Origin of the sequence: Pseudactinotalea terrae, from assembly GCF_009733845.1 — a bacterium.
GTDB lineage: Bacteria > Actinomycetota > Actinomycetes > Actinomycetales > Beutenbergiaceae > Pseudactinotalea > Pseudactinotalea terrae.
Genome location: NZ_WNXZ01000001.1, coordinates 1,260,298 through 1,284,835, shown reverse-complemented (window position 1 = coordinate 1,284,835; position 24,538 = coordinate 1,260,298). Strand labels below are relative to the sequence as shown.

The following is a 24,538-nucleotide window of genomic DNA, read 5'->3' as shown; positions in this document are numbered from 1 at the left end:
ACCTCAGCCTGCCACGGCCGCGGCGAGGTGCTCGAGCACCTCGACGGTCGCGTCCCACGCCATGCAGGCATCGGTGACGCTCTGCCCGTACGTCAGCGTCGGACCTCCGGGTCGGGGGTCCAGCTTCTGAGCACCGCCCACAAGGAAGCTCTCGAGCATCACACCGGCCAGCGCCACCTCACCCGCTGCACGCTCGGCCGCCACCTGCTCGGCGATCTCGTGCGCCACCACCTGCTGCCGCAGATGGTCCTTGCCGCTGTTGCCGTGACTGGCATCGACCATCACCCGCGGCACCCTGCCGGCCTCCCGCAACCGTTGGGCAGCCGCCTGCACGTGCTCCGCGCCGTAGTTGGGCCCCGTGCTCGAGCCCCGCAGGATCACGTGCGTGTCGGGGTTGCCGGAGGTGCGCACCAGCGCGGCCCTGCCGTCGTCGTCGATCCCGAGGAACGACTGCGCGGCCCCCGCGGCGGTGCAGCCGTCGAGCGCGACGTCCAGGCTGCCGTCGGTACCGTTCTTGAACCCGATCGGCATCGACAGCCCCGAGGCGAGCTGGCGATGGATCTGGCTCTCCGCCGTCCGAGCCCCGATCGCGCCCCAGCTGATGAGGTCGGCCAGGTACTGCGGGCTGATCGGCTCCAAGAACTCGGTCGAGGTGGGCAGCCCCAGGTCCACCACGTCGCGAAGGAACCCACGCGCACGCCGCAGCCCAGTGGCGATGTCGTGGCTGCCGTCCAGGTGAGGGTCGTTGACCAGGCCCTTCCAGCCCACCGTGGTGCGCGGCTTCTCGAAGTACGTCCGCATCACGACGAGCAACCGGTCGTCCAGCTGCTCGGCGACCTCGGCCAGGCGGCCGGCGTACTCGAGCCCGGCCTCGGTGTCATGGATCGAGCAGGGCCCGACGACGACCAGCAGCCGCTCGTCGAGGGCCAGCAGGGCGGCCCGTACCGCCTCGCGCGACTCCTCCACGTGACGCAGCGCGGACGTGCCCGCGGGGAGCTCGTCGAGCAGGTCGCGGGGGCTCGGCAGGGGCTCGATCTGGGAGACGTGCAGGTCCGAGGTGCGGACGTCGGGCTCGGTCAGCTCTGAGACGGACATGGCGGTCCTTTCCGGCGGACCGTGCAGAGCCCGCCTGACATGGCAACGGGCAGGACCTGATGGTCGCTGCCCGGGGTGGCTCTGGAGGTCGCGTGGCGTCAGTGCGCGGTCGGCCCCTCCAGAGCCACCACGAAATAACGCCAACGACGGTTGATCACGAAGGCAGATTAGCGCGTCGCGACGTAGACCCAGTACTCCTCGTCACGATCTGAGAGGCGCACGGGCACCCGCAGGGTGCGCAGCGTGCCGATCGTGGTCCGCAGCTCACGCTCCAGACCGGGCGCCGGGTGCGCGCTCCACACCACCAGCGCACCACCAGGTGCCAGCGCACGCCGCGCCAGCGCGAGCCCGCCGCGGTCGTAGAGCGCTCTGTTGGGAAGGTGCACCAGCTGGTCGGGCCCGTTGTCCACATCGAGGAGTACGACGTCGTAGCTCGCCTTCTCGGTGTGGGCCAGGTGCTCGAGGACGTCTCGGACATGGACCGTGAGCCGCGCGTCTGCGAGCAGGTCCGGTCCGTGCGGGATGGTGCCGTCGCCCATCCAGTCGACGACCGCCTGCTCGATCTCGACGACGTCGAGGCTCTCGACGCGCTCGTCCGCCAGCGCCTCCGCTGCCGTGAACCCCAGGCCCAGTCCACCGATGAGCACACGCCGGGGCTGCGGGACGCGGTCGAGCGCCGCCCGGGCGAGTGCTCTCTCGCTCGTGGTCTCGGCGGTGTCCATGACGAACACGCCGTTGACGCGAAGCTCGATGGCCCCGCCCTCGCGCGTGGACAGCGCGAGCTCGCCGCGGGCGGAGGTGGCGCGCGCGATCGTCGTCATCGCCTCAGCCCTTGGAGGTCAGGTGTTCTCGGGCCGTGATGACCTTCTGCTTGATCGCTGACATCTCGTCGGTGGTCATGGGCGGGTCGATGTTGCGGAGCTTGGCGTAGACGGCCCAGATCACCGCGACGATCGGGACCACGATCACTGCGCCCAGCACTCCGGCGACCAGCGTCCCCGACGTGACCGAGAGGGCCACGGCAACCGGGTGCAGACGCACCTGCTTGCCCATGATCAGCGGCGTCAGCACATGACCCTCGAACTGACCGATCAGGGCGATCCCGATGCCGACGACGACCGCGATCAGCGGACCCTGCGTCGCGAGCGCGACGATCATCGCGACCACCATCGCGGCCGGTGCTCCGATGAGCGGGATGAACGCGCCGATGAAGACCAGCACCGCCAACGGCGCGGCCAGCGGCACCTGCAGCACGCTGAGGATGATGGCTGCGAGGGCGCCGTCGGCGAGCGCCACCAGCACCGTGCCCCGCGCGAATCCCGAGAACGTGTACCAGGCGATCTCCCCGCCCATCACCCACTTCTCGCGGACGCGCGCTGGCAGCTGGTTGATGAACCACTCCCACATCTGGGAGCCGCGCGCGAGGAAGAACACGGTGCAGAACGTGGCCAGCGCAAGGATCGCAAAGACCTCGAACAACGAGCCCGCCCCCTCGGCAGCGCCCGTGGCAGCACGGTTGATCAGGGTGTCCTGATTCTCCTGGATCCACTGCTCGCCCTGCTGGAACCACTCACGGAGCTGGTCGGCGCTGACCGACATCCCGAACGGCAGGTGCTCGAGCTGCCCGAGCAGGTCCTGCATGCCCGCGGTGAACTCCTCCGAGAGGTTCTGCCACTGCCCGCGGACCGATTGCACCACGAAGGTGACGATGCCTCCCATCACGAGGATCGCCGCGAGCAGGGAGGCCACCACCGCCAGTCCACGGGGAATCCAGCGGGAGAGCAGGTTGACCAGCGGGCGCAGCACCGAGGAGAACACCAGTGCCAGGAAGACCGCCACGAACACGAGCTGGATGCGCGCCGTCGCGTAGACCAGCACCACCACCACGGCGAGGATGACCAGCAGCCGCCACGAGATGCCCGCGGCCTTGCGCATCCAGCGCGGTGCGCCGTCGCCGCTCTCCTCGAGCCGCATGTGCCCCTCGGGCAGCCGTCGGACCCTCGGGGTGGAGCCACGCGACGACCGGATCATGACGGGGCGGTGCGCGGCGCTGCGATCCTGGTCCGGCTGCGGGATTGCCGTCGTGCTCGGCGTGGCACGCGACGCGCGACGCAGGATCGACGGCATCTTCATCGTGTCAGTCTGCCGCAAAGATCTCGGACCGGTAACGATCCGCGCTCACATGGTCGGAAGCGTGTCGACCAGCTCTGCCCAGACCCGCGCCTCGTCCAGCCACGCGAGGGCCGTGGCCTGACGATCCGGTGTGGGCCAGGTGTCCAGCTGCCAGAGCACCGACTCGACCGTTCGCGCGAGCGCCCACTGCGCCACGCGGCGCGGCGGCAGGGCCAGCGTGGCGCTCGCGTGCAGGAGCCGCGGCAGCAGCACGGCCCGTGGGTCCGGGTAGGCGAACGGGTCGTCGATCTGGCTCAGCACCGGCCACAGCTCGTACGAGGGATCGCCCAGCATCGGCTTGGGATCGATCGCGAGCCAGTGTGCGGTGCCGGGGTTGTCAAGGATGAGGTTGCCGGGGTTCAGGTCACCGTGCAGGAGCCTGGTGGGGGCGCTGTCGTCGGCTGCGAAGGCCTGCAGCTGGCTGATGCCCCGGTCGACCACGCTCTCGCGGTCGGCGAGCAGGGCCGCCCACCGCACCGCCCTGTCGGCAGCGATGCTGGACCAGCGCTGGGCGACCTCCCGCAGGATCGGCACGCCGACGTTCGCGATCGGCGCCTGGTGCAGGTTGGCCAGCACGCCGAGGCATGCCTCGAGGTGCTGCTCCGGCGTGCCAGGTGTCGCGAGCAGCGGGGTGCCGGGATGCGCGCGCCGCAGCAGCAGCGCCCAGTCCTCCGCCTCATGGGCGAGGAGCTCCACGGCGGCGGAGCCGTGCCACATCGCCAGCGCGATCGCCTCGTACCGGGCCTCGTCGTGGGGGAAGCTGATCTTGAGCACCACGGGGGTGCCGTCGGGTGTGGTGCCAGGCGCGGTCCACGACGCGGTGCCGACGCCGAACGGTTCGCCGAGCCGAAGCTGCCACCGCTGCACCGCTCGCTCGACCAGCTCGGGCACGCGAGCCAGCCACAGGCCACCGGCCTCCGTCGAGCCCGCGCCACCGGGCTGGGTCAGCACCGGCGGGATCGTCACCTCCACGGCCCCAGGTTAGTGCGGGCCCGCGTAGCCGTGCTGGCGCCAGGCCTCGTACGCCGCGACCGCGGCCGAGTTGGACAGGTTGAGCGATCGCACGCCGGGCAGCATCGGGATCCTGACCCGGTCGGTGATCCGCGGGTCGTCGAGGAGGTGCGCGGGCAGGCCGTCAGGCTCCGGACCGAACAGCAGCGCGTCACCAGGGGAGTAGGCGATCTCGTGGAAGCCGGTGGTCGCGCGACCCGTGAAGGCGTAGACCGCGCCGGTGCCGTGCTCGTGCAGGTGGGCGAGCGTGGCCTCCCAGTCAGGGTGGACGACGACGTTCGCCAGGTCGTGATAGTCCAGCCCGGCTCTGCGGAGCTTGGCGTCCGACAGGTCGAAGCCCAGGGGCTCGACCAGGTGCAGCGTGGCTCCGGTCGCCGCGACCATCCTGATCGCGTTCCCGGTGTTGGGCGGGATCCGGGGCTCGTAGAAGACGATGTGGAACATGGGCTCCTCTAGCGCTTCGGCCAGGACCAGGAGGGGCGCGTCAGCATGCCCTGGTCCGCGATCTGCGTCTCGCCGAGCTCCTTGACGAGCTCGACCTGGGTGACCTCGCTGCCCAGGGCGCCGGCGAGCGCGGCCGAGTGCGTGACGAGGACGATCTGGGTGCGTTCGGCGGCAGCGCGCACCAGACCGGCCAGAGGGCCGAGCAGGTCGGGGTGCAGCGAGGTCTCGGGCTCGTTCAGGACGAACAGCTCGGGAGGCCGCGGGCTCAGCAGCGCGGCGGCGAGCAGCAGGTAGCGCAGCGTCCCGTCGGAGAGCTCGTCGGCGCGCATCGGGCGCAGCATCCCGGGCTGACGCAGCAACAGCGTGAACCGGCCGTTGTCCGACTCGATCTGCAGCCCCGACCCCGGGAAGGCGCGGTCGACGGACTCCGCGAGCGTGTCGGCGCGGCCCAGCTCGAGGATCGTGGCGACCGCCGCCGCGAGATCGGACCCGTCGCCGCTGAGGACGGGGGTACGGGTGCCCACCGTGGTGGCGCGCGCGGGGGAGTGGGCATCGGTGCGAAGGTGGTCGTAGAAACGCCAGCCACGCATCTGCTCGCGCAGCGTGAGCAGCTCGGGCGCCCGGCTGGGATCGGCGAGCTCGGCCAGCATCGAGGTGTAGGTGGGCAGCGCGTGGCTGAGCCGTTCCCAGCCCTGGTCGGTGCGGGTGGTGACGACCGGCCCGTGCCGCTGCGCCAGCATGGCGGCCGGCCGGGGAGCCGGTCCGCTCCACACGTGCTCGGCCTTGACCTCGGGATCCAGCTCGAACCGGGTGGGCATGTCCCGCTTCGGAAGGCCGAGATCCATCGCGTAGCCGAGCCCGTCGGAGGCGAACCCGATCTGCAGCCGGACCGGTCCGGTGCGACGCGTGCCCTGCACAGGGACCTCGCCCCGCCGCATCGACCCCGAGATGGTCTCGGGACCGGCCCACAGCGTCGAGGGCAGGCCGCCCTCGCGCGCCAGCGCTGCCACGGCCTCGCCGCGCGAGGCATCGGCGAGCAGCCGCAACGCTCGGTACAGGCTCGACTTGCCCGAGCCGTTGGCACCGGTGACCACCGTCACCTGGCCGAGATCGACCACGACGTCACGCAGGGACCGGTAGCCGGAGACAGCGAGCGTGGTGAGCACCTCGACAACCTACTGGCGGCTTCCGACAACCTCCCGCCACAGCGCCGTCGGCGGTCACGCGGACGTCGACCTCGATCCAGCTCACGGCGGCGGGTCGACCGTCCGCTCGGCGTCCAGCTCGGCGTTGACGATCCCGCCGAGCAGCACCACGATGCTGGCCAACCAGAGCCAGAGCACACCCGCCAGCACCAGGCTCAGCATCTGCGCGGAGGCTTCCACCACGGCCGCGTCAGCGGCGTCCGCGGCGAGCGGGTTCGGGGCGAACGCGCGCACGTAGAGCGCGAAGCCGGTCGAGACCAGCAGCAGCCCGAGCGATCCGATGACGGCGCCGGGCACGCACGTGCGCCAGTGGTTGGTCACATGGGGGGCGTAGCGGTACAGGAACGTCAGGAACGTGACGCCGAGACCGAAGGCGACGGGCCAGCGCAGCACGTCCCACGCGACCTGGAACGCATCGCCGAACCCGAGCTGGTCGGCGACGGCACTACCCCCTCCGAGCAGCGGGCCGACGACGACGAGCAGCACGATGGTGACCAGCGTGATCAACGCACCGATCGTGAACACCAGCCCGAGCAGGTACTGCGCGACGACGTGACGCCGGGACTCGACCCGGTAGGCGTCGTCGAGTGCGCGCACCGCCGCACGGAAGACCCGGCTGGCGAGATAGAGCGTGATCAGCAGCGCACCGATCGCGACCGACGCGCGCCCCTCGTCCAGCAGGCCGTCGATCAGGGGCGCGAGCACGTTGGCGGCCACCTGCTCCGCGAACACCGTGGTCAGGCCGTCGACGATCGAGGTGCGGATCCGCTCGACCTGATCGTCGCCGAGCAGCCGCCGCAGGAACCCGAGGCTGGACCCGAGCGCCGTGGCGATCGGGACGAGCGAGATGAGGGCGTAGTAACTCATCTCGGCGGCGAGCCCGGTCACGCGCACGTCGGAGGCGCGGAGCACCGATCGCACCACGACGGCCACGGGGTTCCATCGCCCCACGCGCCACGGGACGGCATCCGCGCGTGCCGTGATGCGGTCACGCAGCGACTCCACACCGCTGAGCAGGTTGCGCTGGCGCGCTGGCGTGAGCACGAGCGTGACGAACCATCCCGCGCCGAGGATCGCGACGGCGCCGAGTGCGAGCGTGATCGCGCCGGCCAGCACGGCCCGCTGCACGCCCGGCTCCCGGTCGGCGAGGGCCAGCACGGCCACGGCCGCCGCGCACGCCAGCAACGACGTCGAGGCCGGGGGTGGCATCCGGTGGCGCACCCAGGGCACTCGCCTGGCCGCGACAGCTCCCGCGAGGGCGACGAGGACGACCGTGACAAGCATGCTGCGAGCAGGCTATCGGGGGGAGGACCATGGTCCCGCGCGCGCCGGGAGCGCGTGCTCCACCCTGGTTCGGTGGACATCCCTATGCTGCCCGGCTGGCGACACTCCCGTTGGTGGGTCTTCGGCACCATGACGCTCTCGGGAGTCGTCGGCCTCGTCGCTGCGCTGGTGCTGAGCATCGACGCGGTCCAGCTCGCGGCACAGCCCCAGCAGGTGCTCGTCTGCGACATCAACGCCGTGGTCTCCTGCGGCGCCGTCGCGCGTTCCTGGCAGGCCGCGCTGCTCGGGTTCCCCAACGCCTTTCTCGGCCTGATCGCCGAGCCGGTCGTCATCACGATCGGTGTCGCCGGGCTGGGCGGCACCAGGTTCCCGCGCTGGTTCATGGTGGGGGCGCAGGGCGTCTACACGCTCGGGCTGGTGCTGGCCTACTGGCTGTTCGTGCAGTCGCTGTCGCAGATCGGCGCCGTCTGCCCGTGGTGCCTGCTGGTGACCGTGTCCACGAGCCTCGTGTGGATCTCGTTGACCCACCACAACCTGCTCGAGAACAACCTCGGGCTGTCCTGGCGCGCGCACCAACGGGTCCTCGCGGCGCTGCGGCAAGGCGCCGACCTGCTCGCCACGATCCTCGTGCTGGCGGTGGTCATCGGAGCCGTGCTCGCCGTCCATGGCACCGCCGTCTTCGCCGGCTGAGCCGAGCCCGGGGACGATGGTCCCGAGACCGGGCGGGTGCGCGGGGCTACCGTGGCAGGACGTACCGAGCTCACGTGGAGGTGGGTGTCATGACCGTCTGGGAGCACGACCCTGCGGAGAACCCGATCAGCGAGCTGACCGCGGAGCAGTCGTGGGACGTGATGCGGCGCAGCGACTTCGGTCGGCTGGCCTACCGGCTGGGTGAGGATGTCAACATCGTCCCGATCAACGCCGTCGTCGACGGCGAACGGCTGGTGTTCCGAACCGCGGAGGGAAGCAAGCTGCTCGGCCTGCACATGAGCAGCAACGTCGCCTTCGAGGTCGACGAGCAGACCGAGGGCACGGTCAGCACCGTCGTGGCGCGGGGCCGCGCGCACGTGCTCGAGGGTGCCGAGGAGGAGCGAGCGGAGTCCCTGCACGTGCAGCCGTGGGCGACCAGCTGGAAGGGCACGTTCGTGGCCATCGACGTCACCGAGATCACCGGCCGACAGGTGCGCCTGAGCAGAAGCTGACACCAGACCCATCCGTTCGCGCTGCGGCGGCGAACAACCTGGGTGACAGCAGATCGAGACCACCACACGTCGTTGCCCCGATGGCTGGGTGCCGGGTTCGGGGTCGTGAGCGCCGCTGCCGGCATCGGGGTCGCCCACCTCGCCGCCGCGCTGACCATCCCGGCGGCGTCGCCGCTGCTCGCCGTCGGATCGGTCGCGATCGACGCCGCACCGACGCCGGTCAAGGAATGGGCCGTGCGGACGTTCGGCACGGCGGACAAGCCGATCCTGCTCGGTGGCATCGCCGTGGCGCTGGTCCTGGTCACGGCCGGGATCGGACTAGCGGCCTCGCGGCGTCGATGGATCGGCGTCGTGGGGATGCTCGCGCTCGCGACCGTCTCAGCGGTGGCCGCCACGGCACGGATCGCCGAACCCCTGGCCGCCCTGCCCGCCGCAGTGGCAGCGGTGGTCGCGACAGGCGCGCTGCTGGTGCTGGTGCGGTTCGGGAGCGCGTCGGGGCGCTCGCCGGACGCACGACCGGCGGCCACGCGGGAGTCACCGTTGGACGGGCGCCACGTGCGGTCGGGTCGGTTCCTCCCGGGCAGGCGCGGTGTGCTGCTGGGCGGGCCGGCGCTGATCGCCGCCGCCGGGGCGGGCGGTGGCACGCTGGTGTCGTCGCTGCGCACGAGCGACGCCGCGGTGGGGCGCGACCAGGAGCTTCCCGCTCCCGTGAGCGCCGCCGGTCAGCTCCCGGACGGCGTGCAGCTCGATCTCGACGGCGTGACCCCCTTCGTCACGCCGCTCGCGGACTTCTACCGGGTGGACATCGCGCTGAGCACCCCTCGCCTCGATGCGTCGACGTGGGCGCTGCCGATCGAGGGGCTCGTCGACACCTCGGTCAGCCTCAGCTACGCCGACCTGCTGGAGATGCCGATGGTGGAGCGCTGGATCACCTTGAGCTGCGTGTCCAACCCGGTGGGTGGCCCGTACGTGAGCACCGGCCGATGGCTGGGTGTGCCGCTGGCCGACCTGCTGGACCGGGTCGGGGTGCAGCCGGGCGCGGAGCAGCTCTTCGCTGAGGGGGCAGACGGGTTCAGCTGCAGCATCCCGCTCGATGTCGCTCTCGACGGCAGGGACGCGTTGCTCGCCGTCGGGCTCAACGGTGAACAGCTGCCGGTCGAGAGAGGCTTCCCTGCCCGGCTGATCGTGCCCGGCTTGTTCGGGTTCGTCTCGGCCGCCAAGTGGCTGACCGGGCTGCGGTTGTCCACCTACGACGACGACATCGCCTACTGGACCGAGCGCGGGTGGGCCACGGACGCCCCGGTGCTCACCCAGACGCGCATCGACGTCCCAGGCGCGCTGGAGTCCGTCCCTGCCGGCGAGGTGACGATCGCCGGCATGGCCTGGGCGCAGCACCGTGGCATCACGCGGGTCGAGGTCCGTGTCGACGACGGCGAGTGGCAGCAGGCCGAGCTCGCTGCCGACGCCGGCCCGGACCTCTGGCGTGCCTGGAGCCTGCGGTGGGAGAGCACGGCTGGCGGTCGCCACGACGTCCAGGTCCGCAGCACCGATGGCACGGGGGAGGTGCAGACCGAGGAACGCACCGAGCCGTTCCCGGACGGCGCCCGCGGATGGCACTCGATCGCGTTCATGGTGCAGGACTGACCAATCCGCCCGGGCGGTCGCTCCGAAGACCAGCTGTACGGACCAATCCGGTCACCTGCACATCGAGGAGAACTCATCGTGAAGATCCGATCCATCGCTCCCGCGCTCATGATCTCGGCCGCGCTCGCTCTGACTGCTTGCTCCGGTGGTGGCACCGACGACGAGTCTGGTGCTCCGGAGGGCGGCAGCGACGCGACGACGGAGGACAGCATGGCCGAGGAGGAGACCAGCGCGGCCGACGAGGGCATGGCGATGGCCGAGCCGTTCGGGCCGGCCTGCGCAGACGTCCCGACCACCGGTGCCGGCAGCTTCGACGGCATGGCGCAAGACCCGGTGGCCACCGCTGCGAGCAACAACGAGGAGCTCTCGACCCTCGTCGAGCTCGTGGGTCTCGCGAACCTCGGCGACACCCTCAACGCCGCCGAGGACATCACCGTCTTCGCACCCGCCAACGCCGCCTTCGAGGCCCTGCCGGCCGAGACGGTCGAGGCGGTCCAGGCCGATCCCGAGGGACTGCTGACGACCGTGCTGACCTATCACGTCGTCCCCGGCCGCATGGCTCCTGAGGACCTGGCCGGGACCTTCACCACGTTGCAGGGCTCAGACCTGATGATCGAGGGGTCCGGCGAGGACTTCACCGTGGGTGCCGACGGCGCTGCGGTCGTCTGCGGGAACATTCAGACGGCGAACGCCACGGTCTACATCATCGACGGCGTGCTGATGCCGCCGAGCGAGTGACCGGCACGGGTCACTAGCCTTCAGGGATCGGACGGAGAGGACCAGATGGTGCCGCGACCAGTATCGGTGCCGGGGGAGCAGCAGGCCCCCGGCGCCGATGCCGCCCGGGCGCACGACCCGGCAGGCGAGCTCGTCGCCCTGATGCGGCGAAGCGCACGCGGGGACGAGCAGGCGTTCGCCGAGCTCTACGACGCGACGTCGTCGCGCATGTACGGGCTCGTGCTGCGGGTCGTGCGCGACCCGGCGCAGGCGGCCGAGGTCACGCAGGACTGCTACCTGCAGATCTGGCAGAGCTCGGCTCGCTTCGACCCGGCCAGGGGGAGCGTGCTGGGGTGGATGATGACCCTGGCACACCGTCGCGCCGTCGACCGGGTGCGGTCGGCGCAGTCGGTGGTCGAGCGGGACCGGCGCTACGCCGACCAGGAGCCGCAGCAGGTTCCTGACGTCAGCGACGCCGTCGTCGACCGCCTGGAGGCGGAACGGGTGCGGAAAGCGCTCGACGGACTCACGACGATGCAACGGGAGGCGATCGAGCTGGCGTACTACGGCGGCTACACGCACAGCGAGGTCGCCGGCCTGCTGGACATCCCGCTCGGCACGGCGAAGACCCGGGTGCGCGACGGTCTGATTCGATTGCGGGACTTCTTCGAGGGTGATCGGCGATGAGAGTGGACGAGGAATCGGTGCACGCGCTGACCGGCGCGTACGTCTTGGACGCGCTCGAGGCCGACGAGCTCGCTGCGTTCGAGCGTCACCTCGCAGCGTGCGCGGACTGCCGGGCCGAGGTCCGGTCGTTGCGCGACGCCGTCGTGCGGCTTCCCGAGGTCAGCGCAGCGGCTCCGCCGGCGGCGCTGCGCGCCTCGGTGCTGGAGGCGATCGCCCAGGTGCGACCGTTGCCGCCGCTGCCCGAGCAGATCGACGACGCCGATCAGGCGGATCGAGCCGAGCCGGCCGAGCCGGTCGCGCGGGCAGCGGTCGACCTCGACGCGCGGCGCCGTGGGCGTGCCGATCGACAGGGCAGGCGGTGGCAGCTGCTCGCAGCAGCCGCGTGCGTCGTCGCCCTGGCGGGTGTCCTGTGGGGTGCGCTCCGGCTGCCGGACGCCGCGCCCGGCCGTGAGGTCGCCGTCGTCGAGCAGGAGGGTCGCACCCAGATGCTCGCCCTGCTCGAGGCATCGGACCTGCGTGTCTACGCGGCGGAGGGCACCGAGGGCATGCGCGGCACGGTGCTGATGTCGGACGAGCTGGGTTCCGCGGTCGTGCTGCTCCAGGACCTTCCGGATCTCGCCGACGACCAGGTGTTCCAGGCGTGGTCGATCGCCGGAGCCGCGCCCGCCGACGCCGGGGTCTTCAGGAGCGGGGACGGGTCGGCGACGGTCGTGCTCGCCGACGACGTGCTGGGCGCGGAGGTCGTGGCGCTCACGATCGAGCCGACCGGCGGCTCGCCGTCACCTACCGGCGACATCCTCATCCAGGTCCCGGTCGCGGGGTAGGAGGCCGCGCGGCCGTCAGTCGAGGTCCATGTCGAGGTCGTCGAGGATGCCGCCGAGCATCATGCCGCCGAGCACGCCGCCCAGCATGCCGCCGAGACCGGCGCCGGAGCCACGTCCTCGACCGCCCCAGTCGGTGTCGGCGTGCCAGCGACCCTGCTGGGAGGCGGCGACGTCGCGCTCGGCAGTAGCCGCGGCCGCGGCGGCGAGGTCGGCCGCCTGCCGGACCTGCGCCAAGGCGGTCTGCGAGTCGTCGACCTGGACCACGCCGTCGAGCAGCCGTTCTGCCTGCGCGAGGCGGGTCCGAGCGTCCGACCCGACCCTGCCGGGATGGTCGGCGATGAACGCGCGCGCCAGCGCCACCTGACGGTCCGCGTCGGCGAGGGCGCCCACCAGTCGGGCGCGCAGACGCTCCTGCTGAGGCCGGCTGCGGCGCTCGTGGACCAAGGCCTCGAGCGCCTCGTTCGCGGTGCGCAACCGGCTCAACGTGGTGAACGGGTCCGCTCCGGCGCGCGGCTCGGAGGCGTCGGTGATCGCCGCCTCCAGCGCCGCTGCCGCCTCGCCGAGCCGGTCGTCCGGCGTGACTGCGAGCATCTGACGGGCCTCGGTGACATCGCTGCGGGAGTCGGCGAGCACGGCCGCGAGCGTTGACTCCGCGTGCACCGTCTCGACCTCGAAGTCAGCCACTGCCTCGAGGAGATCGACGGCCCGATGCACGCTGTCGGAGGCCACCTGGATCGCCTTGGTGGCGTCCTCGGCCCGCCCGCTGTCGTGGCGACGCTCGGCGAGTGCGAGGCTGCGCTCGGCAAACCCGAGGAGAGCCTCGGCCTGGTCGGGGTTGTCCGCGACCGCGAGCATCGCGTGCTGGCTGTATCGCCCGGACAGGTTCTCGACGACGACGCGAGCCTCGGTGATCCGGTCGCCGAGGTCGGCGACCTCGGCGCGCAGGCGCGCGATGGTGGTGGGCGCCGCCTGGAGTGCGGCCCGCCGCGCCGCGAGCGCGTCGACGGGCTGACGGAGGAGTCGCTCTGCCTCGCTCGCGGCGGCGAGTGCCCCGGCCTCGAGCTGCTGCTGCTCGGCCGGGGTCTCCTGGACGTCGTCCAGGAGCAGCGCCTGCAGGCGGAACGCCTCCTGCAGGTGCCGCTGGGCCGCGGCCAGTGCCGACCGGAGCTCACGGGTCGAGGTCTCGCCGAACTCGGCGGTGGCGTACCCGAGCTCGTCGGTGGCACGGCGCACGGTCTCGTCGGCGCGGACCAGCGCCGCACCCACCTCGGGTGAGACCTCGGCCGGTTGCTGCCGTCGGTCGCCGAAAATGCCACCGAACATCGCTCCTCCTCGGATCGCGTTGGTGCCCAGTATGCGTGGCGAGGCCGCGCGGTGCTGGCGCCCCCTCGTCAGCGGGCGCGGTGGTCCTCGAAGCTGTCGAGGAGGCGGACCAGGGCGACGGTGTCGCCGTCGGCGTGGGCGCGGCCGTGGCGCACGGCGTCGTCGAGCGGCTGCTTGTCGAAGACCAGGTCCTGAACGGTGCGGACCGAAGCGGCGAGGGTGGCGTCGCACGGCTCGGCCCCTCGTGCGGCGTGGAGATGGCCGTCCCGGGCGGTGAGCACGAAGGCGTCCCCCGGCAGCTGGAGCTGGACCGTGAGGTAGAGCCCGGCGCCCGATCCGGCGTCGAACGTGGTGCGCAACGCGACCACCAGTGCGTCAGGGCTGAGCTCGTCAGCCGAGCCCGCGCCGGGCGGGAGCGGGCTGCCCCAGCGCCCGAGTGCCAGCAGCACCGGTTCGAGGTCGCGGCCGCGAGATGTCAGCTCGTACACCACGCCGCTGACCGGCGGCAGGGCGCGGCGCCTGGTCAGCACACCGGACTGCTCCAGCTCGCGCAACCGTTGGGTGAGCACGTTCTGGCTGATGCCGGGAAGGCCGCGATGCAGGTCGGCGAACCGCTTGGGACCGAGCAGCAGCTCCCGCACGAGCAGCATGGCCCACCGCTCGCCGACGACGTCGAGGGCACGGGCGATCCCGCACAGGTCGCGATAACTACGCATGTCCCGATGGTACTTCCCCTTCGATACCGAATACTCCTAAAGTAGGAGCATCCGACGAAGGGGAGCACGATGCCGCACGTCACATCGGCCGACGGCACCGCCATCGGCTACGACATCCTCAGCGACAGCGGTCCGGTGGTGGTGCTGGTCAGCGGCGGGCTGGACGATGGCACGGAAAACATCCCGCTGGGGGAGCGGCTCGCGGAGCGGTTCACCGTGATCGTCTACCGCCGGCGAGGGCGGGGTGACAGCGACGACACCCCGCCGTACTCCGTGCAGCGAGAGATCGAGGACCTCGCCGCCCTCATCGACGCGACCGGCGGCCCAACGCACCTGTTCGGTGCGTCCTCCGGCGGCGCGCTCGCGCTGGAGGCGGCCGCTGCCGGGCTACCGCTCGGCCGCGTCGCCGTCCATGAGGTCCCGTACCAGGTCGGTGACGAGATGCTCGCTGCGTGGCGGACCTACACGTCCGAGCTGGCGACGACTCTCGACGCGGGTGACCTCGACGGCGCGTTGCGGCTGTTCATGCGTCTCGCGGGGTCGCCCGACGAGGTGATCGCAGACGCCGAGAGCGCTCCGATCTGGTCGACCCTGCGCGAGCTGGCGCCCACGCTGCGCTACGACGCCGCGTGCCTCGGTGACGGTTCACCTCCGGCCGCACGGCTCGCGCGTGTGACCCGACCGGTGCTGCTGACCACCGGCGTGACGGCCGACGCGCACTCGGCAGGGCTGCCCGACGGCTTCTTCGGCGCGGCTGCCGATGCGACGGCTGCCTGCCTCCCGCACGCGCGACGGGCGACCCTCGAGGTCGCGGGCCACGTCGCAGATCCTGGTGTGCTGGCGCCCCTGCTCACCGAGTTCTACACAGCCTGAGACCGGCCGTGCCGGGAACACGTCTCGTTCGCCTCCGGATACCCGCAGAAAAGGCCTCCGGCCTGCGTCTGCGCAGGTCTGAGGCCTTCGATCTTGTGTCCGAGGGGGGACTTGAACGACCTGAGGGCCGTTCGGCTGACCTGCAAGGATGCTCAGAACCGCGGAATCATGCGGATCGTTGCAAGCCGTTGCGATCCGGATATGGTGTGTCCATGCCCTCGGTGAGCCCATGGACACACCAGCCAGGACACACCATGGACACACCGAACTGAGCTGCCAGCGCCCACGTCCGGTGTCACGAGAACAGCATGGCAGACGCGGCCAACCAAGCCGCGGGTCGACTGCCGCCGAGAACGAACCTCTACGGGGTTCGGCCACCCCCTGGCGAGCTCCGCGGGCACCCATACTGCCTCGGCGACGCACGCGTCCCGCACATCTATGAGGCATGACTGACACCACCAACCGCACCCGCGTCCAGGCCGGTGTGAGCGCCGGCGGCCAGTTCGCCACCGAGCCCAAGACCGAGCCCGACATCGCACTCCCGGCCCCGCGGGCCGTCGACCGTGAGCAGGTGCTCGCCGTGCGCGATGACTCCTTCGCTCGGGCCGAGCTGCTCCAGAAGCTGCCCAGCGGCGGCGAGCCCGCGCTGCGTCACCGGACCCAGCTGCGTACCGTCGCGGCGACCGTCCGCGCCGCCTACCCCAGCGCAGTCTCCTTCGACATCGAGGAGTCCGACCAGTACGGCTCCACGTCCGGGTACGTCTCGGCGATCCGCGACCCCGAGGGCCGCGACCTCATGGACGGGTACGGCGCCGAGTACGGCGAGGATGAGTACGGCGAGGACACCGTCGACAGCATGCTCTACGACGTCCAGGAGACCTACCCTGAGCTGGGCCTGCCCGGTGTCACCTTCGAAGGCTCCTACGAGCGTGGCTACGTCCGCACCGTGAACATCGACGCGGCGCTGGTCCCCGAGCCGGAGCCGCCCACCGGGGCCGACCCGAGCCGGGCCAAGGCTCTCATCGAGCAGTACCGTGCCCACCACGACCACCCCGACGCCTCGCTCGCTCAGAGCGCCCGTGCGGCCCTGGCTGACCTGCTCGCCTGGGCCAACGGTGAAGGCGTGCACGTGCGGGATCTGCTGGAGGACTTCGACCGTTGATCCGCTCGAGGACTGAACGCGTCGCTCGCACCATGCGGGCGACGCGTTCTGCTTCGAGGACTCCTGTCACGCGCCACCGTGCCGAAGTGCCGCACATCTGAACGCCAGGACCGGGTGCCGGTCGCAGCCGCGACCAGCCGCCACACCGCCGAGCTCGTCGCGTCGGCCCGCCACACCATCAGCCTCACCGCGGGGCCAATGGCCGGTACTGCCCCCGGTGGCGCGACAGAGAAGGAAAGACCGTGACCAGCGAGACGAACCTGCCCATGCTGCCCGGCTGGCGTCACTCGCGCTGGTGGGTCTTCGGGACCATGACGCTGTCTGGTGTCGTCGGGCTGATCGCAGCGTTCGTACTGAGCATCGACGCGCTCGAGCTCGCCGCGCAGCCGGACCGGACGCTCGTGTGCGACATCAACGCCGTCCTCTCCTGTGGCGCCGTCGCCCGTTCCTGGCAGGCCAGTCTGCTCGGGTTCCCCAATGCCTACCTCGGGCTGGTGGCCGAACCCGTGGTGATCACGATCGGGCTCGCGGGGCTGGGCGGCACCACGTTCCCGCGCTGGTTCCTGCTCGCCGGCCAGGGCGTCTACACGCTCGGGCTGGCGCTGGCCTACTGGCTGTTCGTGCAGTCGCTTACCCAGGTCGGCGCGGTGTGCCCGTGGTGCCTGCTGGTGACAGTCTCCACGACCGCCGTGTGGGTCTCACTGACGCATCACAACCTGCTCGAGAACGCGTTCGCTCTGCCGTCGCGTGCGCATCAGGTCGGGCTGTCCTGGCTGCGTCAAGGGGCCGACGTGGCAGCCCTGGTGATGGTGGTGGCCGTGATAATCGGCGCTGTCCTGGCCGTGCACGGCAGCGCCGTGTTCGCAGGCTGACCGGGCGGACGGTCCGTAGCGCACCGAGGCGGTACGGCATCGCGCCCGGTGCCGCACATGAAGCACCATGGCCTCACGCACCGCTGTGCTCGAGGGCACCCGACGCAACCCGTCGCTGCGGCTGAGGTTCGCCCGCTTCGACAGGATCGGCTACGACGTCAGGCTGCCCACCTACCCCAAGCCCAAGCGGCGACCCGGCGGCCGCAACTTCGGTGGCGGCAAGCCGCAGACGCTGCTGGACTGGGTCAAGGCGCTGCCCGGGCGCCGGTTCGACAAGGACACCGCCACCTGGATCGTCACCGACCCCGGTCTCGATGCCGACCGTGTCTTCACCGAGCTCGGGTTCGAGGTCGACCTGTCCCGGGGCGCCCGCGCCGGCATCACCGCCCTGACCGACCTGGCCACCCCATGGATCGAGCTGGACCCCGAGGACCCGTGGGTCACCCGCGTCAACACCCGCTTCTCCGGGCTGACCGAGGCGCTGCCCGCCGGCGCGGTCTGGAACAAGGACCTGGGCATGTGGGAGGTTCACACCCCCGACCTGCGTGCGGCCGACCCGCGCCTGGGCGTCCCGCCCGACATCAAGGACCTCGGCGACCAGCTCGTCGCCGCGCTGCCCACCGGTGACCTCGGCACCGACCCCAACCCCCGGTGGCCGGCCATCTTCGGTCGGATGCCCCGCGCCCCCAAGCGGCTCCCGCACGGGATGCCGGAGCTGCCGCCCTGGGCGGGCATCACCCTGTTCGGATACCAGCTCTCCGGGTGTTACTCGATCCTGGGCGGCCACCGGCTACTGGCAGACAGCCCCGGCTTGGGCAAGACGTTCGCCAGCATCGCCGCGCACGCCGCCGCCGGCACCCAGCGTCTGCTCGTGGTCTCCCCACCGGTCGCGCTGACCAACTGGGGTCGGGAGGTCCTCAGCTACGGGCTGGCGTGGGAGCCGCCCAAGGTCAAGAAGGGGCAGACGCCGCCCGCACCGCCGCGCCCCGGCATCGGGACGCTGGCGATCATCCGTCCCGGCCGCAAGGTCCCCGAGCTGCCCGAGCGCGGTGTTGTCATCGTGCCCGACTCGTTGCTGGCCGCCCGCCCAGCCCTGGTGGACCAGCTGCGCGCCTGGGCCCCGGACGGCATCACCGTGGACGAGTCCCACCGGCTCAAGACCTGGGACTCGACCCGTTCACGCGCCGTGCGCCGCATCGCCATGAACGTGCCCGGGCTACGCGTGCCCATCTCCGGGACCGCCATGCTCGCCTCACCGATCGAGCTCGCCTCCCAGCTGGCCATCAGCGGCCACCTCGACACCGTCTTCGGTGGACTGGCGGAGTTCCTGCACACCTACGGCAAGGAGGATGCCTTCGGCGGGTGGAAGCCGCGGGTGCGGGCGCTGCCACGACTGCGTGAGCTGCTGGACGAGCACGTGTGGGTGCGCCGCCGCCCCGTGGAGGTCTACAACCGCACCGAGGACGGGCCAAGCCTGCCGCCGGTGCTGCCACCACGGGCGGTCTACGTCGACGTCGACCTTGCCGGCTACCGGGCCGCCCTCGACAAGCAGCTCGGCGTGATCGACGAGTGGCTGGATGACTTCACCGCCCCCAGAGGGTGGCGCGAGCCGACCGAGCCCGAGATCGAGGAGTTCACCCGCGAGTCCATCCGGTTCATCTCCCCGCTGCGCAAGGCGGCCGCCGTCGCCAAGGTCGACGCCGCGGTGGAGTACGTGCACAAGTGGGTCGGGGCCGAGCGCGAGGACGACCGGCCGCTGCTGGTCTGGTGCCACCACCAGGAGGTCGCAGGCGAGCTCGCCCGAGCCATGTCCGGCGCCGGTATCGACTTCGCCGCCATCGACGGCTCCACCTCAGCCACTAACCGCGGCCGTATCGTGGGGGAGTTCCAGGGCGGCAAGTATCAGGTGCTGCTGCTCTCGTTGCATGCCGCCGGGGTGGCGATCACGCTGACCCGGGCGGCGGACAACCTCATGGTCGAGACCGACTGGACCCCGGCCATCTTGTCCCAGGCCCGGGACCGGACCGCCCGGCTCGGGCAGAAGCGTGCCGTCACCCTGACGACCCTGGTCGCCCCCGGGACGCTGGATGAGCACCTGCAACGCGTGCAGCGCAACAAGGCCAAGGACCTCGACGTCGTCATGGGCGAGGGCAACGACACCTCGGTGGTCGAGACCGAGACCGATGACCTGGCCACCCCGCGTCAGATCGTGGAGGAGATGGTGCGTGAGCGTATCGCCGCCCGTCTGCGCGCCAACCGTAGGGCCGCCTGATGACCACCAACGAGGGGAGCACCGTCGTGACCTACCTGATGCCCGGCAAGGGCGACCTGTACGGCCTGGAGCGGGATCACAGCGTCGGGTTCGTTCCCATCCCGGCCGCTGCGATCGCTGACGGGCTGTTCCGGAAGCGGCTGCCGACCCGACGCGATCCGCGTCGGTTTGTACCCGCCGGCCCGCGCGCCGGCAAGGGGGAGTCGCTGGAGCTGTACACGCTGCTGCTGCACCAGCACGGCGACCCAGGCACCCGGCCCGACCTTGAGGCTCGTGCCGCCCGGGTGGTGTCCGTAGCCGCCAGGTTCGACCTCGCGGTGCTGGACTCGGCCGCGACCACCTGGAACGAGAACTACGCCGTCACCGAGCTCGCCGGGGAGCAGGTCGCGCTCGTGTGGGTGCGATTCGACGACCGGCTCACCCCGCTCGAGCAGGCGTTGGCCCGCTACGACCGCCGCGGGCAGGAGGCTGAGCAGTCTCGCCGCAGGGCCGAAGCCGCCCGGGCCAGGCGAGAGCAGGACGAGGAGACGCTGCGCGATTTCGCGGCCCGACACGGACTTGACCCCGTGCACCAGCACGTGCGCCCGAACGGGGGCGTCGGGGCACCGACGTTCCTCAGCCCTGAGCTGATCGATGCCTTGATCGGAGAGGACCACCGATGACCAGCGACCTACCTGTCGATCTGGACGACGTCGTCGCGTCCCGCGGCCGCGACCCACAGGAGTTCATGCGGGGCGTGCTGCTGGACACCCAGCGGTGGGCGTGCGTGCGCGTGGGGCGCGAGCGGTTCGTGCCGCTGGCGTCGGTGCCGGCCAAGCACGCCGGGCGTGTGGTCGCCACCGGGCTGCCGGTGCTGACCCAGCCGCACAACCTGCAGCGCTCTGCCGGGCCGCGCAGCCACCTCGAGGGGCCGATGTCCGGGTTGGACTGGTACATCACCGACGGCGCCACACGCGCACTGACGGCGGCCGCCGGCGTCCTGCTGGCGGCGGGGCTCGAGCGGGCCGACCTCGGCCTGCCGCACTCGTGGGCGGAGATGCCGCACCAGGACAGCTACATCGAGGGCGACCACGTGCGTCTCGTGCGCGGCCTGCGCCCCGAGTGCACCCTGGTGATGCTGGCGACCGACGTGCGCCCGTGGAGCCTGTTCCGCGACGAGCAGGAGGCCGCCCAGGAGCGCGCACGGAAGAGGCGCGAGCAGCTCGGTGAGCTCAAGGCGGCGGCAGCCGCGGCAGCTGACCGGCTCGACCAGTGGCTGGCCGGCCACACCGAGCTGCGTACCAGCGCCTCGGCTGCCAGCCTGCCCTCGGACGGTCAGCGGGTCATGACGCGTCGTGTGCTCGTTGCCGACGACCTGCTTCATCTGCTCGCTGAGCAGATCCGGGCACGGGAGCACGCCGCCCGGTAGTGCGGTGTCCCGCACATCTACTGCCTGGACGTACACGTGCAGGACACCGAGGAGTTGATGATGGGTAGCGAGTTGACGCTGGTCGAGAACTGGCGCGAGACATGGGTCTGGTTCCTGGCCTCGACACCGGCCTGGACTCCGAAGCTGATCGCCGCGATCGGTGTCGGCCTGGCCGCGGTGGCGTTGTTCCACATCGCCAAGGGCTCAATGGGTGGCGGCGGCAAGCGCGCCGGTATCGGAGCGACCGTGCTGTTCCTGATCATCTGCCTGGCCCCGGGCCCGGTCATCAGCCTCATCCTCAAGCTGGTCGAGCTGCTGATCGGTGTGGTGATCTCCTTCGCCGACCACCTCTCCGGCTGACCGCCCCGTCACCTGCACGACCTCGAGAAGCCTCCGCCACACCGGCGGGGGCTTCTTCGTGTTCTCGCCCTGAGCCGCCCGTGTGTTGGCCCTCAGGTGGGGTCGGGCTCGCTGCTGCTGAGCTTGGGCCGGGGCGGGCTGCTGAGTTTGGCCGGGGGCGGGCTGCTGAGTTTGGCCGGGGGCGGGCTGCTGAGTTTGGCCGGGGGCGGGCTGCTGAGTTTGGCCGGGGGCGGGCTGCTGAGTTTGGCCGGGGGCGGGCTGCTGAGCTTGGCCGGGGGCCTGAGCTTGGCCGGGGGCCTGAGCTTGGCCTGACTGATCCTGGGCTGACTGATCTTGGCCCGACTGATCCTTCGGGTGCCGTTGGCCTCCGACCCATCGGCAGAGGCCTCGTCCTGCGTCATGGCTAGACAGTAGCCGCGCCACCCTTCACGCGCCTCGCGTAGTGGCCTCAGCTGTGCCGCGCGAGGCCCCTTGGCACGGAGCCCGCCGCTGCCGGCTCGCGCCGCGACCCCGGCGCCCCGCAGCCTGGGCAGGCCCGAACCGCCCGGCGAGCCGGCTGTGGGGCGATCCCCGCCGCGACAGCTCGTTGGGTCCGGGCGGGGCGCCGGGCCAACGAGGCGGCGAATCTGACCCCGGGTCGTCGGGAGTGGCTGGCCCGGGGACCTTCTCCGCCGCTCGAAGCGGCGCTCTCCTCGAGGCTAACCACTGGACCCCGAACCCGCCACGCCTGGGGCCAGGGGGTGCCCCGCGCACCCTGGCCACCGCGACCGGGCCGGATCGGGACGCTCGGACAGCCCTCGAAGTCCGTTGCTCCGTCGGCCAAATCAGCGTTTCCGCAGGTCAGAGGGGGTAAACGGAGAAACGGACGGACGGAGCGCAAACAGGGGGCCCTATAGGGGGCTGTGTGTGTGCAAAAACCACCCGTGGTTTGCACACACAACCCCCTATACGCGTACCCCCTCTAGTTACTCCGTTTCTCCGTTTCAGTACAAGAAGTAGTAGTAGAAGGGCCTCTGACCTGGGAACTTAGGCTCGACCCCCCGACGGACTTCGGTGCACCGAAACTCCGTTCACTCCGTCGGGTTCCGCGTTTGCGCAGGTCAGCGGCCTGCCGGCCGTATCGGCGAACTCCGTCGGCCAGCCCGGCGTCAGCCCGCACATCTACCGGCACATGACCGCCCTCGCACACCGCAACCGCCAGCCCGCCGGCATCACCACCGGCGGCCAGTTCGCCACCTCCGCCAAGGCCGAGCCGCGCGTGACCCTGCCCGCGGTCACGATGGACTCCCTCACCCAGCCCCAGCGCGACATCATCGACGGCACCGTCCGCGAGGTCGCCGCCGACATCGCCCGCCACGTCCAGGACCCCGAGTACCGCGACGAGGTCACCCAGGTCGCCGAGGACGCCATCACCGACGACGACCAGCTCGGGTACCTGCGCGCCAACGGGCACCAGGACCGCGACATCGCCGACCTGCTCGCCCCACGCTGACCCAGCACCGCCGCGCCGCTGCACGTCTGCGCCTGGTCAGCACCGCCCCGCCCGAGGAGCCCCGCATGTCCTGGCAGCTGGTCACCCTGATCGCCCTGGTCGCCATCTCGACGGTGTTCGCGTTCGTGGACGTGCGGCGTGTGAGGACCAGGCGCGGGACCCTGCGCCGTGCACAGCTCGCGACTCCTCAGGTCGAGCTCGCGCTGCCGACGCTGGCGCTGACCCCGCACTGGATCGGGTTCGGCCTGTACCGCGGCCAGCAGGGCGACGTCATCGTGCTCGTGCTCACCGGGGCCCTGTTGATCCCGATGCTGTTGGCCACCCGGCGTGACTGGCGCCGCACCAAGCAGGCATGGGCGGAGTCGACCTTCCCGGGCACCTTGGACCGGCTGCGGCACCGGGCACATTCCGTGCTCGGGTCGGCGCCGGCTGCGGCAGGCGCGTGAGCGACCGGCGCCACCGGCTGCATGTGGCCCGGCACCTCGCTCAGGTCGCCTACCAGCACTCCCGGGCGCACGAGTCCGGCGGGAGGGGCCTGTGCATGGTGGTGGCCGCCACCCTGGGGTGGGCGCTACGGGCCCGGCACGACATCGCCACGCACGCGATCGCCGGCGACTTCGACGGCGAGCCGCACTGGTGGCTGCTGATGGACCAGGTCCGCATCGACCCGACCCGGCACCAGTTCGAGGACGTCCATGACCTGCTCTACCCGGTCGCGTCCGAACGCCCGGGAAGGTACCTGGACCGATACACGTGGCCCTCGGCATGGACCCGGGAGCAGGCCATGGCCGAGGGCGCACGGGTGTTCATCGACGCCGACTACGGCCGGACGTGGGTGGGCGAGCTGGCTGATGCCTTGGTGAGCGCCTCGGACGAGGTGTCGGGCTCGAGCTCGGCGACGGCCTTGCTGCCCGCAGCCTGTGCGGCTGCCTCGGTGAGGCCCTTGCCTGCGAGCTTGACCAGCTCGGAGTAGGACTTCCCGGTGGGCTCGGCTGGCTCGATGACGTCCTTGTCGACGGTCTCACCCAGCTCGGAGCGGGACTTGCCGGTGGTGTCGACCTGCTCGACGACGCCGACATCCTTGGCCGGGCCGTCGATGCGCGCGTTCATCGCGACGATGTTGGCGACGATGAGGCTGAAACCGATGAGGAGGGCGAGGACGGCAGCGACCGGGAACCGGCCACGGCTGGTGCTGGTACTCGAAGACATGGAGGACTCCTGGTCCGTTGGGTGGTGATCTGCACCCCAGGACCATGCGCCGGATACCGGTTTGCGGACCCCCGCACCGGCCGGTCGCACCACCTGGGGACGCCACGCCCACCGAGGGCGAGATCGCCGGTTCGGACACCCCCGCGTGGGACACTGAGTGCCTGCCGCAGCACGCCGTCGCACCGCCAAGGGGGATACCTCGCATGACCAGCGGAGGTGCCGTGCCGGCCGTCCTGGAGGTCGAACGCTGCCTGGTCGACAAGCGGGCACCGAGCGTCCTGCGCTGGCGTCTGCAGACCACGGGTCGGCTCGCCGGTGCGGCCTGGGTGGAGTACGAGGAGACCCGCCGCGGCGCCGTCGCGTTCGTCGCCTCCGGCTCACACCCGGCCATGCGTGAGAGCGGCGCGGTCGCCGCACTCGTCGAACGGGTCGCCACCCTGCACCCCCGCTCCCATGCCTGGTACCTGGCCCACGACCTGGTCGAGCGGGACACCCAGGTCGCCGTGACCGCCGCCGCGAAGCTGCACGGCACCCCGCTGCGCCGCATCTGACCCGCGGAGGCACCC

27 protein-coding genes are annotated in these 24,538 nt (G+C 71.4%); 16 read left to right on the top strand and 11 right to left on the bottom strand.

Annotation, left to right across the window (positions count from 1 at the left end; translation table 11 throughout):
• Nucleotides 1-3: 3 nt before the first annotated feature.
• From GPA03_RS06300 to GPA03_RS06270, 7 genes are all read right to left on the bottom strand, one after another.
• Nucleotides 4-1,095, bottom strand: coding sequence for a 3-deoxy-7-phosphoheptulonate synthase (locus tag GPA03_RS06300; protein WP_156251059.1), 1,092 nt, complete (start codon nt 1,093-1,095; stop codon nt 4-6).
• A 167-nt stretch (nt 1,096-1,262) separates the two neighbouring features.
• Nucleotides 1,263-1,916 (bottom strand): spermidine synthase, encoded by a 654-nt coding sequence (locus GPA03_RS06295; RefSeq protein WP_156251058.1) that lies wholly within the window; start codon nt 1,914-1,916, stop codon nt 1,263-1,265.
• A gap of 4 nt (nt 1,917-1,920) precedes the next feature.
• Nucleotides 1,921-3,228, bottom strand: coding sequence for an AI-2E family transporter (locus tag GPA03_RS06290; RefSeq protein WP_156251057.1), 1,308 nt, complete (start codon nt 3,226-3,228; stop codon nt 1,921-1,923).
• A 45-nt stretch (nt 3,229-3,273) separates the two neighbouring features.
• On the bottom strand, nt 3,274-4,239 hold the full coding sequence (locus tag GPA03_RS06285) for an aminoglycoside phosphotransferase family protein (RefSeq protein WP_156251056.1): 966 nt from the start codon (nt 4,237-4,239) through the stop codon (nt 3,274-3,276).
• Between the two features lie 9 nt (nt 4,240-4,248).
• Nucleotides 4,249-4,722, bottom strand: a complete 474-nt coding sequence (locus GPA03_RS06280; RefSeq protein WP_156251055.1) for a tRNA (cytidine(34)-2'-O)-methyltransferase — start codon at nt 4,720-4,722, stop codon at nt 4,249-4,251.
• Nucleotides 4,723-4,730: 8 nt separating this feature from the next.
• Nucleotides 4,731-5,888: an AAA family ATPase gene (locus GPA03_RS06275; protein ID WP_156251054.1), complete on the bottom strand. Its 1,158-nt coding sequence runs from the start codon at nt 5,886-5,888 to the stop codon at nt 4,731-4,733.
• 81 nt (nt 5,889-5,969) lie between these two features.
• Nucleotides 5,970-7,211 (bottom strand): YihY/virulence factor BrkB family protein, encoded by a 1,242-nt coding sequence (locus GPA03_RS06270; protein WP_156251053.1) that lies wholly within the window; start codon nt 7,209-7,211, stop codon nt 5,970-5,972.
• Nucleotides 7,212-7,283: 72 nt separating this feature from the next.
• Here GPA03_RS06270 and GPA03_RS06265 point away from each other — a divergent pair, with 72 nt between their 5' ends.
• The 6 genes from GPA03_RS06265 to GPA03_RS06240 all read left to right on the top strand — a co-directional run bounded on the left by GPA03_RS06265 (nt 7,284) and on the right by GPA03_RS06240 (nt 12,285).
• Nucleotides 7,284-7,901 (top strand): vitamin K epoxide reductase family protein, encoded by a 618-nt coding sequence (locus tag GPA03_RS06265; protein ID WP_241681095.1) that lies wholly within the window; start codon nt 7,284-7,286, stop codon nt 7,899-7,901.
• An 89-nt stretch (nt 7,902-7,990) separates the two neighbouring features.
• Nucleotides 7,991-8,413 carry a pyridoxamine 5'-phosphate oxidase family protein gene (locus GPA03_RS06260; RefSeq protein ID WP_156251052.1) on the top strand — a complete coding sequence of 141 codons (423 nt, stop codon included), beginning with the start codon at nt 7,991-7,993 and terminating at the stop codon, nt 8,411-8,413.
• A 42-nt stretch (nt 8,414-8,455) separates the two neighbouring features.
• Nucleotides 8,456-10,057: a molybdopterin-dependent oxidoreductase gene (locus tag GPA03_RS06255; protein WP_241681094.1), complete on the top strand. Its 1,602-nt coding sequence runs from the start codon at nt 8,456-8,458 to the stop codon at nt 10,055-10,057.
• A 78-nt stretch (nt 10,058-10,135) separates the two neighbouring features.
• On the top strand, nt 10,136-10,795 hold the full coding sequence (locus GPA03_RS06250; protein ID WP_338325720.1) for a fasciclin domain-containing protein: 660 nt from the start codon (nt 10,136-10,138) through the stop codon (nt 10,793-10,795).
• Nucleotides 10,796-10,840: 45 nt separating this feature from the next.
• The gene (gene sigK / locus GPA03_RS06245) at nt 10,841-11,461 is read left to right on the top strand and encodes an ECF RNA polymerase sigma factor SigK (RefSeq protein WP_156251051.1); all 621 of its coding nucleotides are present in this window, start codon (nt 10,841-10,843) and stop codon (nt 11,459-11,461) included.
• Nucleotides 11,458-12,285 (top strand): anti-sigma factor, encoded by an 828-nt coding sequence (locus tag GPA03_RS06240; RefSeq protein ID WP_156251050.1) that lies wholly within the window; start codon nt 11,458-11,460, stop codon nt 12,283-12,285. Before sigK ends, GPA03_RS06240 begins: the two co-directional genes overlap by 4 nt.
• Nucleotides 12,286-12,300: 15 nt before the next feature.
• On the opposite strand, the gene GPA03_RS06235 is transcribed toward GPA03_RS06240, so the two are convergent.
• Both GPA03_RS06235 and GPA03_RS06230 read right to left on the bottom strand, forming a co-directional pair.
• Nucleotides 12,301-13,608 carry a coiled-coil domain-containing protein gene (locus tag GPA03_RS06235; RefSeq protein ID WP_156251049.1) on the bottom strand — a complete coding sequence of 436 codons (1,308 nt, stop codon included), beginning with the start codon at nt 13,606-13,608 and terminating at the stop codon, nt 12,301-12,303.
• A 68-nt stretch (nt 13,609-13,676) separates the two neighbouring features.
• The gene (locus GPA03_RS06230) at nt 13,677-14,324 is read right to left on the bottom strand and encodes a winged helix-turn-helix transcriptional regulator (protein WP_194239496.1); all 648 of its coding nucleotides are present in this window, start codon (nt 14,322-14,324) and stop codon (nt 13,677-13,679) included.
• Between the two features lie 69 nt (nt 14,325-14,393).
• On the opposite strand from GPA03_RS06230, the gene GPA03_RS06225 reads away from it, so the two are divergent.
• The 9 genes from GPA03_RS06225 to GPA03_RS06185 all read left to right on the top strand — a co-directional run bounded on the left by GPA03_RS06225 (nt 14,394) and on the right by GPA03_RS06185 (nt 23,209).
• Nucleotides 14,394-15,197 (top strand): alpha/beta fold hydrolase, encoded by an 804-nt coding sequence (locus GPA03_RS06225; protein ID WP_156251048.1) that lies wholly within the window; start codon nt 14,394-14,396, stop codon nt 15,195-15,197.
• A 445-nt stretch (nt 15,198-15,642) separates the two neighbouring features.
• Nucleotides 15,643-16,359 carry a hypothetical protein gene (locus GPA03_RS06220; RefSeq protein ID WP_156251047.1) on the top strand — a complete coding sequence of 239 codons (717 nt, stop codon included), beginning with the start codon at nt 15,643-15,645 and terminating at the stop codon, nt 16,357-16,359.
• Between the two features lie 242 nt (nt 16,360-16,601).
• Nucleotides 16,602-17,231 carry a vitamin K epoxide reductase family protein gene (locus GPA03_RS06215; protein ID WP_206673450.1) on the top strand — a complete coding sequence of 210 codons (630 nt, stop codon included), beginning with the start codon at nt 16,602-16,604 and terminating at the stop codon, nt 17,229-17,231.
• Between the two features lie 67 nt (nt 17,232-17,298).
• The gene (locus GPA03_RS06210) at nt 17,299-19,503 is read left to right on the top strand and encodes a helicase-related protein (RefSeq protein ID WP_156251046.1); all 2,205 of its coding nucleotides are present in this window, start codon (nt 17,299-17,301) and stop codon (nt 19,501-19,503) included.
• Complete coding sequence (locus GPA03_RS06205; RefSeq protein WP_156251045.1) at nt 19,503-20,165, top strand: hypothetical protein; 663 nt, start codon at nt 19,503-19,505, stop codon at nt 20,163-20,165. Before GPA03_RS06210 ends, GPA03_RS06205 begins: the two co-directional genes overlap by 1 nt.
• Nucleotides 20,162-20,911, top strand: coding sequence for a hypothetical protein (locus tag GPA03_RS06200; protein WP_156251044.1), 750 nt, complete (start codon nt 20,162-20,164; stop codon nt 20,909-20,911). Before GPA03_RS06205 ends, GPA03_RS06200 begins: the two co-directional genes overlap by 4 nt.
• A gap of 60 nt (nt 20,912-20,971) precedes the next feature.
• Nucleotides 20,972-21,271, top strand: a complete 300-nt coding sequence (locus GPA03_RS22805) for a hypothetical protein (RefSeq protein ID WP_241681093.1) — start codon at nt 20,972-20,974, stop codon at nt 21,269-21,271.
• Between the two features lie 1,171 nt (nt 21,272-22,442).
• Nucleotides 22,443-22,763 carry a hypothetical protein gene (locus GPA03_RS06190; RefSeq protein WP_156251042.1) on the top strand — a complete coding sequence of 107 codons (321 nt, stop codon included), beginning with the start codon at nt 22,443-22,445 and terminating at the stop codon, nt 22,761-22,763.
• A 65-nt stretch (nt 22,764-22,828) separates the two neighbouring features.
• The gene (locus GPA03_RS06185) at nt 22,829-23,209 is read left to right on the top strand and encodes a hypothetical protein (RefSeq protein ID WP_156251041.1); all 381 of its coding nucleotides are present in this window, start codon (nt 22,829-22,831) and stop codon (nt 23,207-23,209) included.
• A 125-nt stretch (nt 23,210-23,334) separates the two neighbouring features.
• Here GPA03_RS06185 and GPA03_RS23010 read toward each other — a convergent pair whose 3' ends face one another.
• The gene (locus GPA03_RS23010) at nt 23,335-23,460 is read right to left on the bottom strand and encodes a hypothetical protein (RefSeq protein WP_277754914.1); all 126 of its coding nucleotides are present in this window, start codon (nt 23,458-23,460) and stop codon (nt 23,335-23,337) included.
• A gap of 122 nt (nt 23,461-23,582) precedes the next feature.
• Entirely contained in the window at nt 23,583-23,972 is a 390-nt protein-coding gene (locus GPA03_RS06180) for a hypothetical protein (protein WP_156251040.1), read from the bottom strand.
• Between the two features lie 203 nt (nt 23,973-24,175).
• Between GPA03_RS06180 and GPA03_RS06175 the strand changes: the two genes are divergently transcribed.
• Nucleotides 24,176-24,523 (top strand): hypothetical protein, encoded by a 348-nt coding sequence (locus tag GPA03_RS06175; protein ID WP_156251039.1) that lies wholly within the window; start codon nt 24,176-24,178, stop codon nt 24,521-24,523.
• Nucleotides 24,524-24,538: the final 15 nt, after the last annotated feature.